Source organism: Wolbachia endosymbiont (group A) of Conops quadrifasciatus (assembly GCF_964027015.1).
In the GTDB taxonomy this organism is placed as follows: domain Bacteria; phylum Pseudomonadota; class Alphaproteobacteria; order Rickettsiales; family Anaplasmataceae; genus Wolbachia.
Genome location: NZ_OZ034722.1, coordinates 382,942 through 399,486, shown reverse-complemented (window position 1 = coordinate 399,486; position 16,545 = coordinate 382,942). Strand labels below are relative to the sequence as shown.

Here is a 16,545-nt window from a genome sequence, read left to right as displayed (position 1 = left end):
ATGTGAGAGAAGTAGAAGAAGAATAAGCAGATTGAGTAAGGTAAAAAAATGAGCTTTAGTTACTATAACATGAAGAAACACCCAAGAAACTTTCGTAATATAACAGGTTTAACTATAGAGGAGTTCGAAAAGGTAGTGGAAAAAGTTAGGTCTGGGTGGGAAAGACTTGAAAAACAGAAAAAGTGCCATGGTAGAAGATCACAACTACCAACTCTAGAAGATAAGTTATTTTGCGTAATTTTGTACTATCGCACTTACATAACACATAGATTTTTAGGGTGCCTGTTCAATGTTCACAACGCAAATGTATTTAGGTTACTGAAGAAAATAGAGCCATTACTTGCCAAAAAAGTTACTATAACAAAAGATAGAAGTATGACACCAGAAAAAATACTGAAGATTCTGGCTGATGTTACAGAACAGCAAATACAGAGACCAGAAGATAGTAAAAAACGGAAGAAATCATATTCAGGAAAAAAAAGAACCAACACTATGAAAACTGAGATTGTTATCGAAGAAGGTGGAAGAATTTTATCAGTGTCAAATTCATATCGTGGTAGAATTAATGATTTTCGCATAAGGAAACAAGAAAAATATTTACCAATCGATAGCATAAAATATGCCGATTCTGGATATCAAGGTTGGCAAAAATTGCAAAGCAATGTTATAATTCCATATAAAAAGTATCGTAAAAAGCCATTAACTCCAGAGCAGAAAGAGCATAATAGAAGATTAGCATCATTTAGAATGAGAGTAGAAAATAAGATCCGTGAGATAAAGATATTTAAGATTATGTCTCATGTTTACCGCAATTTTCAGAAAAAATACAACCTGAGGTTCAATATTATTGCTGGTATTGTGAATCTTAAGCACGCCTTTTAGTTAACCTTGATTTTAGTCACCCTCCTTTCCTTCTTTTTATTGCTTGATTCTCAGCAGGTCTAAGGTAAAAAAATTGGTAAAGAGGAAGGGAAAATTGAAGTCGCAAAAGCAATGCTGGCTAATAATGTTGATGTCAACACTATTGTTAAGTTTACTGGCCTCTCCATGAGTGAGATCAAAGAATTGCAGAATTAAGTGAAAATCTGTGAATGGTTACAGAGTAATTTCAAAGTGCATTTGCAGTTGGACTGGCTGAATGGATATATTTAATGAAAGTCCCATTTCACGGTGTTCAAATCTACTCCTTCTTGTACCATCTCCAAAAGTGGGCTCATTTCTCTCAGTCGGCCAATATTTTTAGCAACAAGATCTGCTGCGTACAAAACTTCTTCTTTAGTTGTAAATCGGCCTAGGCCAAATCTAATTGATGAATGCTCAAGGTCGTGGCCATTATTTAGCGACCGTATGACATAGGAAGGCTCAAGAGACGCAGACGTGCACGCAGAACCAGAACTTACTGCTAAATCCTTGATTGCCATGATGAGAGACTCACCCTCAACATAGGGAAAGCTCAAGTTTAGGTTGCCAGGAATTCTATTTTCATAATCACCATTTAAAACGATATCAGGAAATGCTTCTTTTATCTTATTGTACAAAATATCTCTCATTCCTTCCAATTTGCTTGCTTCTGTTTCCATTTCTTCTTTAGCAATACGTGCCGCTTCACCAAAACCAACTGCAAGAGGTGTTGGAACTGTTCCAGAACGCATACCTCTTTCTTGTCCACCACCACTAATCAATGGTATCAGCCTAACACGAGGATTCTTTCTACGGACATATAATGCGCCTATTCCCATAGGTCCATAAATTTTGTGGCTAGAGAGACTCATAAGATCAATGCACATCTCATTAACATCAATTGGAACTTTTCCAAAGCTTTGAGCTGCATCTGTATGAAAAAATATATTATGCTTTCTGCATATTTTACCAATCTCCTTTACAGGCTGAATTACTCCGATTTCATTATTTACCATCATCACTGAAACCAGTATTGTTTTATCAGTAATTGCTTCCTCAAGCTTTGATAAATCTATAATTCCGTTTTGCTTAACAGGCAAATATGTAACTTTAAAGCCTTCATTTTCCAGATGCCGACAAGAATCCAGAACACACTTATGCTCCGTGCAGACAGTTATTATATGATTTCCTTTATTTTTGTAAAAGTGAGCAATGCCCTTGATTGCTGTATTATTTGACTCAGTTGCACCTGAGGTAAAGATAATTTCTTTGCTATCTGCGTTCACCAGATCAGCGATGTGTTTCCTTGCTTTTTCCACTGCTTCTTCAGCAGTCCAACCAAATGAATGGCTGCGAGAGTGTGCATTACTGAACTCACCAAAATAAGATATCATTACCTCCAAAACACGGGAATCCACTTTAGTAGTAGATTGATAATCAAGAAATATTGGTAATTTTATTTTAGTATCATGTATTTTCTTACTTTCAACATTCATAGAGCTACCACAGGGATAAAATTTACAACTATTTAATAGCACTAAAACTTAATTTTTTCAAGGTATAATCTTGCATCAACAAACATTGTCACCACAGGGATGACGAGTTGTGTGTATGACGCTGGTTCACTCTGTGATGGTGTCATTCCAGCGCCCCTATGATGTCATCCAAGTAGCCAACACTGGGATCCAGGAAACTTAACTCTACACCAAGTAAATGTACAATAAGAACTAGATTCCAGACTGGAATGACAGAAGTCCTACGTCATACTGCCGGAGACCGTCATACCGCCGCGGTATCCTCTAGATCCCGCTAACAAGCAGCGGGATGACGAGGTTATCGTCATGCCACCGTGAACCGTCATACCGTCACGGTATCTCTAGATCCCGCTAACACGTAGCGGGATGACGGTTGTCAGGGTAGTACCTTCTCCTGTCATCCCAGTGCCCTGACTACTTGGATCCAGAAAACTTAACTTTAAATAAGTGGCTGCATAATAAAGACTAGATTCCAGCATCACGCGCTGGAATGAAACCATTTTCGGTCTCTTAAATTGCTTTAGCTACAAACATTAAGAAATTTACCAAACGAAAAAAAAGGCAAAAGAAGCCCCGTGGTGCGAGTTTTGACCCTATAATAATTTAAACTGGCGCTGTAATAATGTGCTGACGCTTAGTTTAAGCGCGTTTTGGCTGAATGTAGAAAAAATTTAAAAGACATGCAGCCGCTATAATTTTATGTAATCCGCCAATAAATACCCTGAGTTTTTTACTAAATTTTGTCATTGAGCCTGCAGGTTAAAAACAAGTTTTGAGTCATAAATACCCTTATTGTCATGATATATATAACAATGTTACAAAAAATGATATCATAGAATTCAGTAGGATAATTCCTAGAAAATTACTATACATAATAAAGAGAAAGCTTAAGTAACCGGATATAGTAGAAGTTAACTTTTTTTGTTTCTTGAGCTTATTGTTTACAACACTTAATAACCAGGAACACAACTACTACTGAAAATAGGAGATATTAACTATGTTTAAAAAAACGTTTAATTTGTAGGATTTTGCAACTTCATATAGGCAATAGAAACTCGTAAGCTAAAAAATACGCAAGTGTGAAAGAGATGAGCACTAAAATTAAGATAAGCATGAGAAGAATATAGCAAATTTTAAGATTAAATTATCTAGCACCAAAAATTAAAGGAGACATAATAAATGGGAAACAGCCAAGTAGTTTGAAGCTATCTGGTTTGAGAGAAGTACCGATGTTATGGAGTGAGCAATTGGAGAAATTTTACGGACTGGTGTCTTGATTTATAAAAGCAACAGGAGATTGAAAAGAGTATGTGCTGAAAAACCAATACTTCAAAAATTGAGGTAAACCAGTGTTAGATGTATGGTTCCAGAGTGTGATGGTAAGGATTTAGTATAAACAATTCAGGAGATTTTGTCCACTGAGAACATGTAAATTCAAAAGGAGTAAGACCATTAAGAGTTTTGAGTCTCTTTGCATAATTGTAAGCCATGACAAAGTCATAAAGATGCTTTGTGAGTTGCTGATGTGATTGGTAGTAGTATTTTTTAACAGTAGCATTTTTTAAAGTTTTGTTCATACGTTCAACTTGCCCATTTGTCTAAGGATGGCTGATTTTTGTTAGACGATGTTCAATATTATGTTCTTCACAAACTCTATCAAATATGTGTTGGAAAGCGTATTTATGGCGTTTCTGGTTGGTAAATTGTATACCGTTGTCTGTCAAAACAGTGTGGATTTTATACGGTAGAATTTTAATCAAATTACGTAAAAACTCAGCAGCTATGGGTTTTGTAGCACTTTTATGTAACTCAATATAGGTGAATTTGGATGTTCTATCTATAGCAACAAATAGATATAGTTTTCCCTCCTCTGTTCTGACTTCTGCAATATCAATATGGAAATAGCCTATAGGATATTTCTTAAATTTCTTTTTTGGTTTAGCTTCACCATCAACATCTGGCAGTTTGCTAATGTTATGTCTTTGTAAACAGCGATGCAGGCTAGAACGAGTTAAGTGCGGAATTGTAGACTGCAAGGCATAAAGGCAATCATCTAATGGTAGAAGTGTATGCTTCCGAAATGCGACGATTATTGCTTCTTCTTCTAAAGTTAGAACAGTTGATCTTGGATGTTTTGGACCCATATCAGCGTCTTTAGTGAATGAGCGTTTTCTCCACTTAATAATAGTTTTTGGATTAAGGTTATAATACTTTGAGAGTTTTGCTATGCTCTCTTTACTATTTTGTATTGCTCTACGAATCGTCTCTGTTGTTTTGGCACACCCATGTAATACTTGTCCCATAATTCCTCCTTTGATGGTATTTTTTTCTCACATTTTATCATACTATCACACTCTGGGACTGTACATCACAAGTACGTCAAGTAACATTATTGTACCATTTACATCCATTGGTGCATCTACTTGTGAGATTGGACTTGGAGTGCTTGATGTTTCCTCAGACAATGCAGGTTTAGAGCTTAATAATCTATCTATAGAGCTTTTTACCCAACCAAATAAATCATTTATCCATGAAGATGGTCTTGTACCACTACTGATTGTGTACTCACTTCTACGATTTCTAATGTGCTGCCTATGAGATTGATCAAATGCCATGACTTCTGGATTGCTTTTTATACGATTGAAAACATCATCATAGACTTGATCCTTATAACTCTTTTTTCACAATATCCACGTCTCTTGCCGTACTTATTTCCTCCTGATGATCTTTTAACATTATCTCTTTATCAGCAAATTTTATAGACAAGGTTTTCATTTTAGGCTCTTTATAGAAATTTTTAAAATATATGATAAATGACTTGCCTACCTCCATATCATTCTCGTTATTTTTCATAATACTCTCATTAAAAGCGTCAGTACTGATCAAATCATATTTATCATGAAGAGAGGTATACTGTACTGCTTTGAGTTAATCTAATATCTTTGTTCATCATTGACTTCCACGCCCATGCCCTCTGGAAACATTACTAACTCCTGGAGATCCTAACTCATTTCTAGGCCTCGCATCATAGCTACTACCTCCAGCAAATATAGATTCTAGGTTATTTCTACATTGTGAATCCATACTTAATATATTTGAAATATATTCTCTTGCACGCACAAAATAATCTTCATTTCTTTCTCGAACTTGCAAATGGCCACGTATTTCATCAAGAACATTATTTTTACTTCTTTGCAATACAGTATTAATATCTCTAGCATTTTCCAATGCCCATAAGGCGCAATTGTAACCATCTCTCTGTTGAGCAACAGAAACATCATCAACGTTAATTTGAGCCTGTTGTAAAACTTGACGAATATTATCTGTAATGCTGTTACCCAATGAGTCAGCATAGTACCCGGCATAACCCCCATTTTGATACACAATAACTAACGTAACCCAATGATTATCATTTAAATTAACAATTAAAGTTAATGGCCGCTTTTCACCTCTTGTTACTACGCTATTCTGAAACTGTTGTAATTGATTAGCTATATGCTTCGGTGATCCCACTACTTCAAACAATGTATCAGTACCATAGCCATATTCTATTCTTGCAATATCAGCTATATCGTGTTTTTGAAGCCAGTAATGATAATCTTTTGCTGCGGTTGCAGACTCTAACGTACGTAGATTTTCCTCTTGTATACCCAGATTTTTCAACCTTTTGGCTACTTCTTGTATTCCTTCTAAATGTTTTCCCTTAGCTGTGTCAATAGATTGTGTTACTTGATTAGTATGAATCACATCTACAGAACTATGCACTACTATAACAGGGGTGAATTCATATTTGCTCGCTAGAATAAGAGAATTTCCACTATTCGCTTCTTCATTAAGTACAACACCTATAAAATCCACTTCCTTTCCATCCGTAAGCGTTTTATAAGCTACACCTTTTGTATACTCTTTATTGATCTGATCATTTGCTTCTTTTATTAATGCATCAGTGTTCTTACCTTTCCTTGGTCCCTTGAGCTCTAATCCTATTGGTATATATTCTTTAGCACTGTTAGCTTGGTCTGCAAACTTAATACCATGGACTAGCATATCAATGCGTTTTCCTCTACCAGTTTGAAATTCAGTTAGTACTAACGCCCTATTTTCTTTTGATTCTCCTAGCTTTACATCACTATAGTGGCTAAATGCTCCGTGGAATACAGCTTGGGTATGTGCTTCTTTTTCTATTAAACCTTTAAAAGGTAACATTCCCTCACCTAACTTTCCAAATAATTCCTTATACTTACCTATTGATGGAGATTGATCTTGTCCAGAAGCAAGCTGAGACTCTAGTACTGCATCAAATGTTTCCTTTAACTCGGCAGGATAAGGAATGTTTTTCCACTCTCCACCAAAAAAACTTTTTCCCTGCTTATACTCATCCAAAGAATTATATCTATTAACCTTCTCTACATTAAAAAAATCTGATTTTCTTTCTTCTTGTAAACTTATACATACTTCTGTTATTTTACCAACTTTTGGTAGATTAATGGGTATTTTCTTCTCACTAAACTCTCCCTTTCCTCCCTCTCTAATATGAAAAACAAACACTTCTTTGTTCTGTTCCCGATTTCCTTTAGTCAGCATAAATGTTGTCACAGGCCTTGTAGTTGATTGTGAACCTGACCTTGTAGAAGAAACAAGTGGGTTCTCCTCGTATAAAAATACGAATTTCTCTAAATTAATTCTCTTGAACTTATCAGCAAGAAGAAGTTGCCCTAATAGAAATCTACTGAAGTAATTACCTCCTTTCTCTGGTGTACCAGGAAATGTATGATAAACACGTTCTAGTAGCTGCTTTATTTTTTCTTTAACATTAGTGATCGTATCTTGTCTTCCATTCCAATCTGAAGCTTCCTTCAAGAGTGCTTGCATTGTAGGTAGAGCAATTTCTCTATCTTCACGAGGTGATATATGCATTGAAAACTTTTCACCTTCAGTTGAATCCAAATTTAAACCTACACATAACACATTATCTGAAATGGTCAAAACACGCATTGTATTTGGCTGAAACCCCTTCGCATAATCTTTTGCTTGCTCTAATGCATCATTTGATGTAGTACCACGACCTTCTCCAGCTTTTAATTCAATAATAATAGGAACAGCATTTAATGATCTATCCTTACCACGAGGCACTAGAACAATATCAGCATAACCTCTTCCTGCAAATTGCTCCAAGTAAACCCTGAGATTATGTCTATAGCGGAAATTTACCAAAGCTCCTGCTATAAATCCATGATGGGCTGCTTCTCTTGTTCCTTGAGCATAGATAAGTGAATTCTTATATTCAGAGTAGATTCCACTAACTTTTTAAGAATTTTCTCTAAAGGTTTACTAACTTCCTCTGCGTCAGAATCGGTAAGTTTGGCTATATCACTTTCTGGATTCTGCCATAATCCGCGTTTTATTTCTTGAAACTTATCTTTTAAAGCATCATCTTCATGCAATTTTTTATCTTCCACTGCAACAAGTACTCCTTGTTGATTAACATTACCTTTATCAATTGTTACTGATTTAACTCTTAATTCGCCCTGATTGTCAAAAACAGGTTGAAATCGTGCAGGCTGAGATCTTCCTAATGCATCCCTCAATTCACCATAACTGAACTTTTTAGTTGCAGAAGGGGCACCTTTCTCTGAGATTACAAATAACCTTATCTTATCTATCGCATCTTTTTTACCTTTAATGTCACCTTTTCTTATAATAGCCACCTTTAAAGTTTGTGAACCATCAAAACAGAAATATACTTTTTCAATATCTAGCTTTGTTGCAATTTCTGTGTCTATGAAAGTAGAAAAACTTCCTAAAAAGAAATGAGGAAAAAATCCAGGCTTTCCCGAAGAATGCAAATACGATGGAATCTGATCAATATAAGATTGAAACCTTGCTTTGAAAGATTCAAAATCACTTTTTTGTTGGGTTGAAGTACTTGGGCCAGGTTGACTAACTCTCGCTTTCTCTCGAATTAACAGCTCTATTAATTCAAAATCTTGTGGTTTTTCTTGACTTAACATATAGCCCCCTAAATTATATAATAACTTTTTATTCACCTAACCTTATATGAGATTTATCATGCATTTTGTTAAGCTTTACATCAGATAAATCACCACTTGGACCAGGTATATTCTTTTGGTCAAGATCTACATCAACAGAACCACTATAAGATAAAAACTTACTTAATGAAGCGTTATCTCCTTGCTCTAAAACAGAACGTATGTAATCTGCTTGTTTGTAAGTCATGAATTCTTTTATTTAATTAGAGTCCACCAGCTTATCTAGCACTGCCCATACCGGTTCCATAATACCCTTCTTCACCCAAGGTACTAATAGATTTGTATGAAAACAAGGAGATGAATCCATTACTTCCTCACTTATTACAAAAGCACGATGACTGTCAAACCCTTCTTTTTTCCATATATGGAGAAAAAGCTTTTTAGCTGCATCTAAATAACATCCTGAATACTCTTGTATTTTTATAGAACACAAGCGGGCATTATAATAATCTCCTGAAATTTCACTCTGTTTTAGACAATCAAACAATTGCTGATATTTATCAAAGCTAAGCGTGTTCTTTATTCTATTTAAAGAATCATAGCAACCATTTCTCTCCAAATCTCTTTTTAAAAGCTCTGGATACTTATCAGGACTTATCTGACTTAAACAAAATTCAAATACATCAGGATAGCCACTATCACCTGCTGCATGCAATGCAATTCTCATGAAAACTTCATCTTTCTCTCGAGTACTTAACTCACTCTCAGGTAATGACTGAACCTTATCCCAAAAAAATTCTACTGCTTCTACACGTCTTCTCCTCGAACTTATTGCTGCGCGGTGTAAACCAAAGACATAAGCATGCTGACCTTTTAGATCTAACTCTGAAATATATCCACTAATGAAATGTGACCAAAATTGCATCATTGCATCTGTACACCAACTTCCACTTACTGATTTAACTAACTTTTTTAGTGCATCTGAATCTCCGTCTCTTATTTCATCTTCCTGCTTAAAATGTTCAAATAGGGAAATTACATCCTCTTCTAAGCAACACCAACATGCAACTTGGTAACGATCAAAGTCATCCAGCGGATTACTTATACCATTCCAACTTTTTGGTTCAATCATCTTTTTAGCTACTACTCTCCTATTGAGTTTGATACCATATATTGTATTGGTTTTTTCCCAACATTCTTCATTTGACAATATATCAAGGAAAAAAGGAAGGTTTCCGGTATTAATAGTCTCCAAGTACCCACGCCCCCAATTTTTTATTTAAAGTTGTTTAGATTCTTTATAAGGATCGTCATCCTTAATAATAGAAAAAGCTACCTTGGTTAGGTCATCTAAGTCCATAATTCTTACCTCACAAACAAAACCATATTAAGATACAGAGCTATAATAATTTATAAATTCCGTATCAACTCTGAAATCGTACTTCACCCTTAAAACTTGTCAATTAATATTGTAGGAATTTTTTCTAACCAAAAGTAATATTTCGATAAAAGCGTTTTAAAAGGCTCAATATAAGGTCTTTTATTAGCTATACACATTTTTGGAATTTGGTTTAATTTTTTTTAAACTATAAGTCCAACGTATATCAGTAAATAGAGTAGACGAGAATTAAAGTAACCTAAGACCTGCTGAGAATCAAGCAATAAAAAGAAGGAAAGGAGGGTGACTAAAATCAAGGTTAACTAAAAGGCGTGCTTAAGATTCACAATACCAGCAATAATATTGAACCTCAGGTTGTATTTTTTCTGAAAATTGCGGTAAACATGAGACATAATCTTAAATATCTTTATCTCACGGATCTTATTTTCTACTCTCATTCTAAATGATGCTAATCTTCTATTATGCTCTTTCTGCTCTGGAGTTAATGGCTTTTTACGATACTTTTTATATGGAATTATAACATTGCTTTGCAATTTTTGCCAACCTTGATATCCAGAATCGGCATATTTTATGCTATCGATTGGTAAATATTTTTCTTGTTTCCTTATGCGAAAATCATTAATTCTACCACGATATGAATTTGACACTGATAAAATTCTTCCACCTTCTTCGATAACAATCTCAGTTTTCATAGTGTTGGTTCTTTTTTTTCCTGAATATGATTTCTTCCGTTTTTTACTATCTTCTGGTCTCTGTATTTGCTATTCTGTAACATCAGCCAGAATCTTCAGTATTTTTTCTGGTGTCATACTTCTATCTTTTGTTATAGTAACTTTTTTGGCAAGTAATGGCTCTATTTTCTTCAGTAACCTAAATACATTTGCGTTGTGAACATTGAACAGGCACCCTAAAAATCTATGTGTTATGTAAGTGCGATAGTACAAAATTACGCAAAATAACTTATCTTCTAGAGTTGGTAGTTGTGATCTTCTACCATGGCACTTTTTCTGTTTTTCAACTCTTTTCCACCCAGACCTAACTTTTTCCACTACCTTTTCGAACTCCTCTATAGTTAAACCTGTTATATTACGAAAGTTTCTTGGGTACTTCTTCATGTTATAGTAACTAAAGCTCATTTTTTTACCTTACTCAATCTGCTTATTCTTCTTCTACTTCTCTCACATTATTTTTTCAATCACCTTTTGCAGCAGGTCTTATGGTATTTTGTTTAACATTGAAGCAAGAGTCTAGACTCTTGCTTCAATGTTAAACAAAATACCATAGAACTCAAAATGCAAAAAAAATGTTCAACATTGTATCAGGAGTCTAGAAATATATGTATCCGTTCAGAGGTGTAGCTTAAGAGACAATAGATAGAAGGTTTTGAAAGGGATTAAGATTCTTTTGTTTCCAAGTCAGGTATAACGAGATTATCGGGAGTGTTAAATAAACCATACGCGTCAAGTTAAGGGAAAGTAGCATAAGGAAAAAGAAAAGTGGTAAAGATTATTTTAGATATTAAGTAATAAAGCTAGTAATTTATAGACTCTTCTAAAAGAATTATCTTATTTTAGATCAAAATTTCCCAAAAAATAAATGTAACAAACAAGATACCCACTTTAAATGGTGCTATATTGGGCCTTAACTTGACGCGTATGGTTTATTTAACACTCCCACTATGGCTATACCTAATTGGGCTTTAACTATATCTCAACTTGATATTTTCTTTCCTGGTAGATTGAAAATTGAGTTGAGTTAAAAATGCGGTTTGACACACTTTTTTGAACATTCCCTAACCTCAATTTACATTAAAATACTTTTATTAGTATCTTTTTCTTGTGACTCAGCAATACGTTTAGCCCAATCCAGTGGCCTTTTATTTCTGTTACCTAATGCAATTCTGTTGCGATCATAACTATCAGTGTGTTCCGTTAAAGTATCTTTTCTTTCTTCTTCTATTACTCCAATTTTCAGTTGTGCTTCATCTTTCTCTAGTAATTTATATAGATTACTATTTTTATCTACAATTGAATTAGTGTCATTGTTTTCTTGTTCTGCCACTGTTTTTATGTCTGTTGAACTGTCTTTTAACAATCCGGCTGCTAATAAATGTTCTTTGGTTTGTTCGCTCATTTCTTTCTGATCCACTGGTTTTAGTGGGAACTTCTGAGTTTCTTTATCCAACTTACTGGTAAATTCCGTAAGTAGAGTGTCATCTCTTTGTTCAACATTCATTAGGCTCGCTTTTAACTGTCCAGAATTTACTCGAGATTGTTCATGATTAGCATGAGTTGGAGATGAATAGCCCGAATCGTTTGTTTTTATGTCTGTTGAGCTGTCTTTTAGCAACCCGACTTCTCTCAAGCGTTTTTTAGTTTCTTCGCTAATCTGACTCTGATCAGCCGGTTTTAACCCGAGATTTTCTTGACCTAATGTATTTTTAAGTTCTTCAAATGGAGTTAGATTAATATGTTCTTCTAATTTCCTTCCTACCTGTTTTAAATCTGTTTGAGATTTACTATCACCATTAGTTGGAGATATATAGCCTGAATCACTTATACTATTTGGTGTTGAAGCAGAGACACTAACAGTTGGACCTTCTACTGTTTTTACATCTGCTAAATCGTCTTTTTGCAACCCATCTTCTTTATCTTGTGACAGTTTATCAGTAGGATCAACTTGCCTTAATCCTCTATTATCTTGCTGTGATCTATCTCTGATTTCTTTAAGAAGATTTTCAGGTGGAGTTTGGTCACTTTGTTCAATGTTCTCTAAGCTCCTCTTCGGCTGCTCAGGATCTACTTGAGGTTGAGCATGAATTTGAGGTGAATAGCCCGAGTCACTTTTGCTATTGGGTTTTGGAACAGAAAGTGGCTGTTTACTTTCTTCCCACTCAGCATCACTAGCACCATGGTTATCACTGTCATGTTCATGTATATTTGAATAAGGCAAGTAAGGAACTTTGTCCTTTAATGTTTCTAATATAGAAGACGTTGATTCATTTTTCCTGCCTCCTTCCATTGATGCTCCGCTACCATCAACAACACCAGTGCGCCATAAGCTGTTTCTCTTGAAATTTCTGATGTCTTGTAATAGATCGCCTTTGCTATTTCCTTCTTGTTGCTGGGTTTTAGGTTGTTGCTGATTATTAGGTGTTTGCTCACTTCTATCTAGTTTTTGGCTTCCAGGTACAGCATGTCCAAATTTAGGATTGTCATACCGTTCATCTTTTTGCCTATTATCTTGATTGTGGCTTACAGACTTGGTGAAAGTAGAACTGTCCGAAGGATCAGAAGTTGCACCTTTTTGCTGATTATTAGGTGTTGGATTATTCTGTTTATCTCTTTGCCCACCATCTTGGCTCACAGGCTTGGCAGAGGCATTCCTCCCTTGCTCATTGACAACATTTTCTTTAGGTGGAAGTGAACTAGTTCTAAGTGGTAGCAGCGGAGGGGTCTGAGACCCGATTTCTCGATTCATATGAGTAGATTGGTGTTTTTGAACAGGTTTTTTGACCTCTTGCTCAATATCTCTACTGTTACTTTTTATTGCGATTTCAGATGATTTGTTAAGGACTTGATTGTCTTTTCCGTCATGTTGCACCTCATTCACTTTTCCTTTTTCCCTGAATTTTATTTCATGCAAGAATAAACCACCTATTTTTACGTCTTTGTTTACTTCTAATTGCTTCTTTAATTGCTCTGTAACACTGTTAGGTTCAATAAGGTCTACACCTTCTTTATCAATATTGACTTTAATAGTACGCTTTTCCCCATTCACATACCAATTTAGCGTCATTTCATATGAACCATCGGTTACAACATAATGTCTTATTTTTTTCCCTCCTTCCTCGGCAACAAAACCATGCATTCCGCTCTTTCCATCACTATGCAACGTTGAAAATCCCGAGATTCCATTCTTCTGACAAAAATCACTGTTTAAAAATTCGCTGATTTTGAACTCTTTCTTGTTATCCTCCAGTGTAATACTGGCATGATTACCGTATATTGAAACTTTTTTATCTTTAACATCATCATTAATGTTATTAGCATTAGTAATATATTTATTCAACTCTTCTTTAGCTTTATCTTCAAGCTCTTGTCTAGCTGTCTTGTCGCATTCCTGAAAAATAACTCCACATGCTTTATTTTTGTCTTTATCTTCGTTCCAATCCCAATCGGCGCATTCTGTTAAAAACTTTACTGTGTTAAAATCAACTCTAGCATTATAAATTGGGTCGTCCTTTTTATCAAATAAAGGAAAAAATTCTTGAATGCGCTCATTATAAATGTGTTCTTGTTGTGTATCGTTAGTGTTCATATACCCCTCACTAATAACCCTCTGCCTTTAGTTCTAGCTAATACTAGCTAATATTAGCTAATATAATTATTACGAGCATTGGTTGAATTTTTATTAAGGAAAGTTGTGTTGTTACTCAGATGGCAACTTTTAGTTGGCGCCTAATTTTAAATATCTGTTGCTCACAGTAAACACTTCTGGATCTTTAGAAGTTAGCTTGAGTATAGCGAGTATGTTAATAAATAACAAAGCAGCAATCGAGATATCAGCGACATCCCATAGCAATCGGACTTTACCCATCGCACCAAGCGGAATGATCATGGTAAAAATTACAATCCAGATTTTAGTGTATTTATTATCCATAGACACATAGAGTATTGTCTGTTTTGAGCAAAAAAACCAAGTAAAAATAGTAGTAAAGGCAAAACAAAACATTATGGCCATAATTAAATAGTCAATATAGGGCCAATTCATAGCTTTTCTAAAAGCAAATATGCACATGTTAGTACTCTCTAAATCAGTGACCCAAGAATCTGTGACAAGCAGTACCATTGTTGTAATAAACACTATGAATGCAACTATAAAAGGCGATATTATTGTGATTAGGCTCTGTTCAATAATAAATTTATTATTATTTTTCTTAGGAACAATTGAAGAGTGTACGATTCCTTCGAGGCCAAGCCCTATATCTGTTGCAAAAATACCTCGCAAAGTTCCGACTTGAATAATAGTCAACATTTCTAAAATCAAACCTAGGGATAAACCAGAGTTAAAGCTACTAGCTGTCAAAAAATTGCTTGTTATTAATTTTAGAGAAGGAGGGATATTTTTACTAAACTTAAATAATATGATACCGCAAAGTGTGAGGTAACTTACCGTCATTATCGGTATCATAGCCGATATAAAAATTTTAATTTTTTTTAAGCTGAGAGCTGCAACAACAAAGAATATTATGGCCATTACAATGCCACCAATGATTACAGGCACATCTATCATGTTAAGTGGTATTGATAGAGAATTTACCTGAACAAGGTTACCAACTGTTATTGAAACCATCATCATAACAACTAGAAACACAATTGTGGCTTTTCTAGAGTTAAATGCATCAGCCATGTAGGCTACAGGGCCACCTATAAACCGTCCGTTCTTTTCCTTTCTGGTTTTTATACTTAGATAACAAGTGACATATTTTATCACAGAAGTGATAACAATAATTATTGCCATCCATAAAATAGAGCCCGGTCCTCCGGTTTTTAGAGCAACAGCAGTTCCTGAAATATTTCCTACTCCTAAATTTCCCCCTAAGATTGTAAACAGGGCGGCTATAGAAGAAAATTTATTTTCCCCTCTTTTAACTCCAATGAGTGAAAGGGCGTACGGCAATCTAAATATCTGTAGCCATTTTAGTTTAACCGATAGGTAAACACCAGCAACTAGCATGAGTAATATTGTTGGCAGTAATAAAACAAACTTTACTGTATCCATCTGTAAAAGTGAGATTTTTATTTAAGTATACAACAAAAATTGAAAATACCTAATTTATTATTTATGAGAGTCACACTACAAAAGCTATAGTAAGCTAATAGCCTGCTATAGCTAAACTGACTTAGATTTACCGACAATTTGAAAAACGACAAATTCGTCATTCCGCTACTTGTTAGCGGAATCTATGCCGAGATACCGCGGCGGTATGACGTGTTAGCTATAAAACCCTATTTTTCATACCACTCATTTATAAGTTTATTGATATTAGAATCTATAAAATCCTTTAGTGGTTGCCTGGTTTTTATCTCAACATTTTTAGGGATGCACCTATCTTTACATATCGCATAATTTATATGGAAGTTAAGGTCAATATACCCTTGATTTGAAAATACATTCATCTTAAAGGGAAATAATACCATATCCTTATATACGTTACTGATAAATATCTCTCTTCCTACTTTATCTCTATGTTCCTTTGGAGTAGGCCAGTAAATATCTATGTTTAATGTGTTACCCTTACAATCAAAAGAAGTGGGAAGACCGAAATCTCCAGGATCTTTATAATATATGTGCCAGCCTGGTTCTACTGTAACCTTTATTGCACCTTTAAGAGTGAGGTTTGCTTCATTTATCTCGCCAATAAGTAAATCAAATTTTGCAATTTCCTCGTCAGCATATAGTTGGGTGCAAGAAAAAAATAAAAACAATATTAAATATATATGTATTTTCATTAAGGCAAATTTCTCCTTTTATAGAGAAAGTGATTTAGATTTTAAGTTTTATATTTAATAGCATTATATAGATTATTTATTAATATAGCATTATGCTAGTATAAATACACCAGGGGTTATAGTTTTCTTATGCTGCCTTTTTGTTATTAGACAACCACAATATAAAGGGATGAAACGGATGCAAACAGTAGTGCCTTTCTGCACCA

General features: G+C 34.7%; 11 protein-coding genes and 4 pseudogenes. 3 read left to right on the top strand and 12 right to left on the bottom strand.

Going from position 1 to position 16,545, the window contains the following annotated elements; translation table 11 throughout:
* The first annotated feature begins 69 nt into the window (after window positions 1-69).
* Both AAGD69_RS02015 and AAGD69_RS02010 read left to right on the top strand, forming a co-directional pair.
* The gene (locus AAGD69_RS02015; protein WP_410529812.1) at window positions 70-882 is read left to right on the top strand and encodes a transposase family protein; all 813 of its coding nucleotides are present in this window, start codon (window positions 70-72) and stop codon (window positions 880-882) included.
* 63 nt (window positions 883-945) lie between these two features.
* Window positions 946-1,077: pseudogene (locus tag AAGD69_RS02010) on the top strand (transposase); the annotation flags it as partial.
* Window positions 1,078-1,148: 71 nt separating this feature from the next.
* Here the strand turns inward: AAGD69_RS02010 and AAGD69_RS02005 are convergent.
* Window positions 1,149-2,396, bottom strand: a complete 1,248-nt coding sequence (locus AAGD69_RS02005; protein WP_341812413.1) for an IscS subfamily cysteine desulfurase — start codon at window positions 2,394-2,396, stop codon at window positions 1,149-1,151.
* Between the two features lie 1,106 nt (window positions 2,397-3,502).
* On the opposite strand from AAGD69_RS02005, the pseudogene AAGD69_RS02000 reads away from it, so the two are divergent.
* A pseudogene (locus tag AAGD69_RS02000) lies at window positions 3,503-3,712 on the top strand (recombinase family protein); the annotation flags it as partial.
* Window positions 3,713-3,787: 75 nt separating this feature from the next.
* Here the strand turns inward: AAGD69_RS02000 and AAGD69_RS01995 are convergent.
* From AAGD69_RS01995 to AAGD69_RS01945, 11 genes and pseudogenes are all read right to left on the bottom strand, one after another.
* Window positions 3,788-4,738: pseudogene (locus AAGD69_RS01995) on the bottom strand (IS481 family transposase).
* A gap of 45 nt (window positions 4,739-4,783) precedes the next feature.
* Window positions 4,784-5,050 (bottom strand): hypothetical protein, encoded by a 267-nt coding sequence (locus tag AAGD69_RS01990; RefSeq protein WP_341812412.1) that lies wholly within the window; start codon window positions 5,048-5,050, stop codon window positions 4,784-4,786.
* Window positions 5,051-5,102: 52 nt separating this feature from the next.
* The gene (locus AAGD69_RS01985) at window positions 5,103-5,288 is read right to left on the bottom strand and encodes a hypothetical protein (RefSeq protein ID WP_341812411.1); all 186 of its coding nucleotides are present in this window, start codon (window positions 5,286-5,288) and stop codon (window positions 5,103-5,105) included.
* Window positions 5,289-5,384: 96 nt separating this feature from the next.
* Window positions 5,385-7,610, bottom strand: coding sequence for a hypothetical protein (locus AAGD69_RS01980; protein ID WP_341812410.1), 2,226 nt, complete (start codon window positions 7,608-7,610; stop codon window positions 5,385-5,387).
* 47 nt (window positions 7,611-7,657) lie between these two features.
* Entirely contained in the window at window positions 7,658-8,482 is an 825-nt protein-coding gene (locus tag AAGD69_RS01975; protein WP_341812409.1) for a hypothetical protein, read from the bottom strand.
* Window positions 8,475-8,672: a hypothetical protein gene (locus tag AAGD69_RS01970; protein WP_341812408.1), complete on the bottom strand. Its 198-nt coding sequence runs from the start codon at window positions 8,670-8,672 to the stop codon at window positions 8,475-8,477. The genes AAGD69_RS01975 and AAGD69_RS01970 overlap by 8 nt, the downstream gene beginning before the upstream one ends.
* Before the next feature lie 12 nt (window positions 8,673-8,684).
* Complete coding sequence (locus tag AAGD69_RS01965; RefSeq protein ID WP_341812407.1) at window positions 8,685-9,635, bottom strand: hypothetical protein; 951 nt, start codon at window positions 9,633-9,635, stop codon at window positions 8,685-8,687.
* A gap of 491 nt (window positions 9,636-10,126) precedes the next feature.
* Window positions 10,127-10,960 (bottom strand): annotated as a pseudogene (locus AAGD69_RS01960) (transposase family protein).
* Window positions 10,961-11,627: 667 nt separating this feature from the next.
* The gene (locus AAGD69_RS01955; protein WP_341812406.1) at window positions 11,628-14,144 is read right to left on the bottom strand and encodes a hypothetical protein; all 2,517 of its coding nucleotides are present in this window, start codon (window positions 14,142-14,144) and stop codon (window positions 11,628-11,630) included.
* Between the two features lie 129 nt (window positions 14,145-14,273).
* Complete coding sequence (locus AAGD69_RS01950) at window positions 14,274-15,608, bottom strand: alanine/glycine:cation symporter family protein (RefSeq protein WP_341812404.1); 1,335 nt, start codon at window positions 15,606-15,608, stop codon at window positions 14,274-14,276.
* 227 nt (window positions 15,609-15,835) lie between these two features.
* Complete coding sequence (locus AAGD69_RS01945) at window positions 15,836-16,339, bottom strand: protein-disulfide reductase DsbD domain-containing protein (protein WP_341812403.1); 504 nt, start codon at window positions 16,337-16,339, stop codon at window positions 15,836-15,838.
* Window positions 16,340-16,545: the final 206 nt, after the last annotated feature.

Coding starts and splice junctions, on each gene's coding strand:
- AAGD69_RS02015 (WP_410529812.1), top strand. CDS start 70: ATGAAGAAACACCCAAGAAACTTTCGTAATATAACAGGTTTAACTATA.
- AAGD69_RS02005 (WP_341812413.1), bottom strand. CDS start 2,396: ATGAATGTTGAAAGTAAGAAAATACATGATACTAAAATAAAATTACCA.
- AAGD69_RS01990 (WP_341812412.1), bottom strand. CDS start 5,050: ATGGCATTTGATCAATCTCATAGGCAGCACATTAGAAATCGTAGAAGT.
- AAGD69_RS01985 (WP_341812411.1), bottom strand. CDS start 5,288: ATGAAAAATAACGAGAATGATATGGAGGTAGGCAAGTCATTTATCATA.
- AAGD69_RS01970 (WP_341812408.1), bottom strand. CDS start 8,672: ATGACTTACAAACAAGCAGATTACATACGTTCTGTTTTAGAGCAAGGA.
- AAGD69_RS01955 (WP_341812406.1), bottom strand. CDS start 14,144: ATGAACACTAACGATACACAACAAGAACACATTTATAATGAGCGCATT.
- AAGD69_RS01950 (WP_341812404.1), bottom strand. CDS start 15,608: ATGGATACAGTAAAGTTTGTTTTATTACTGCCAACAATATTACTCATG.
- AAGD69_RS01945 (WP_341812403.1), bottom strand. CDS start 16,339: ATGAAAATACATATATATTTAATATTGTTTTTATTTTTTTCTTGCACC.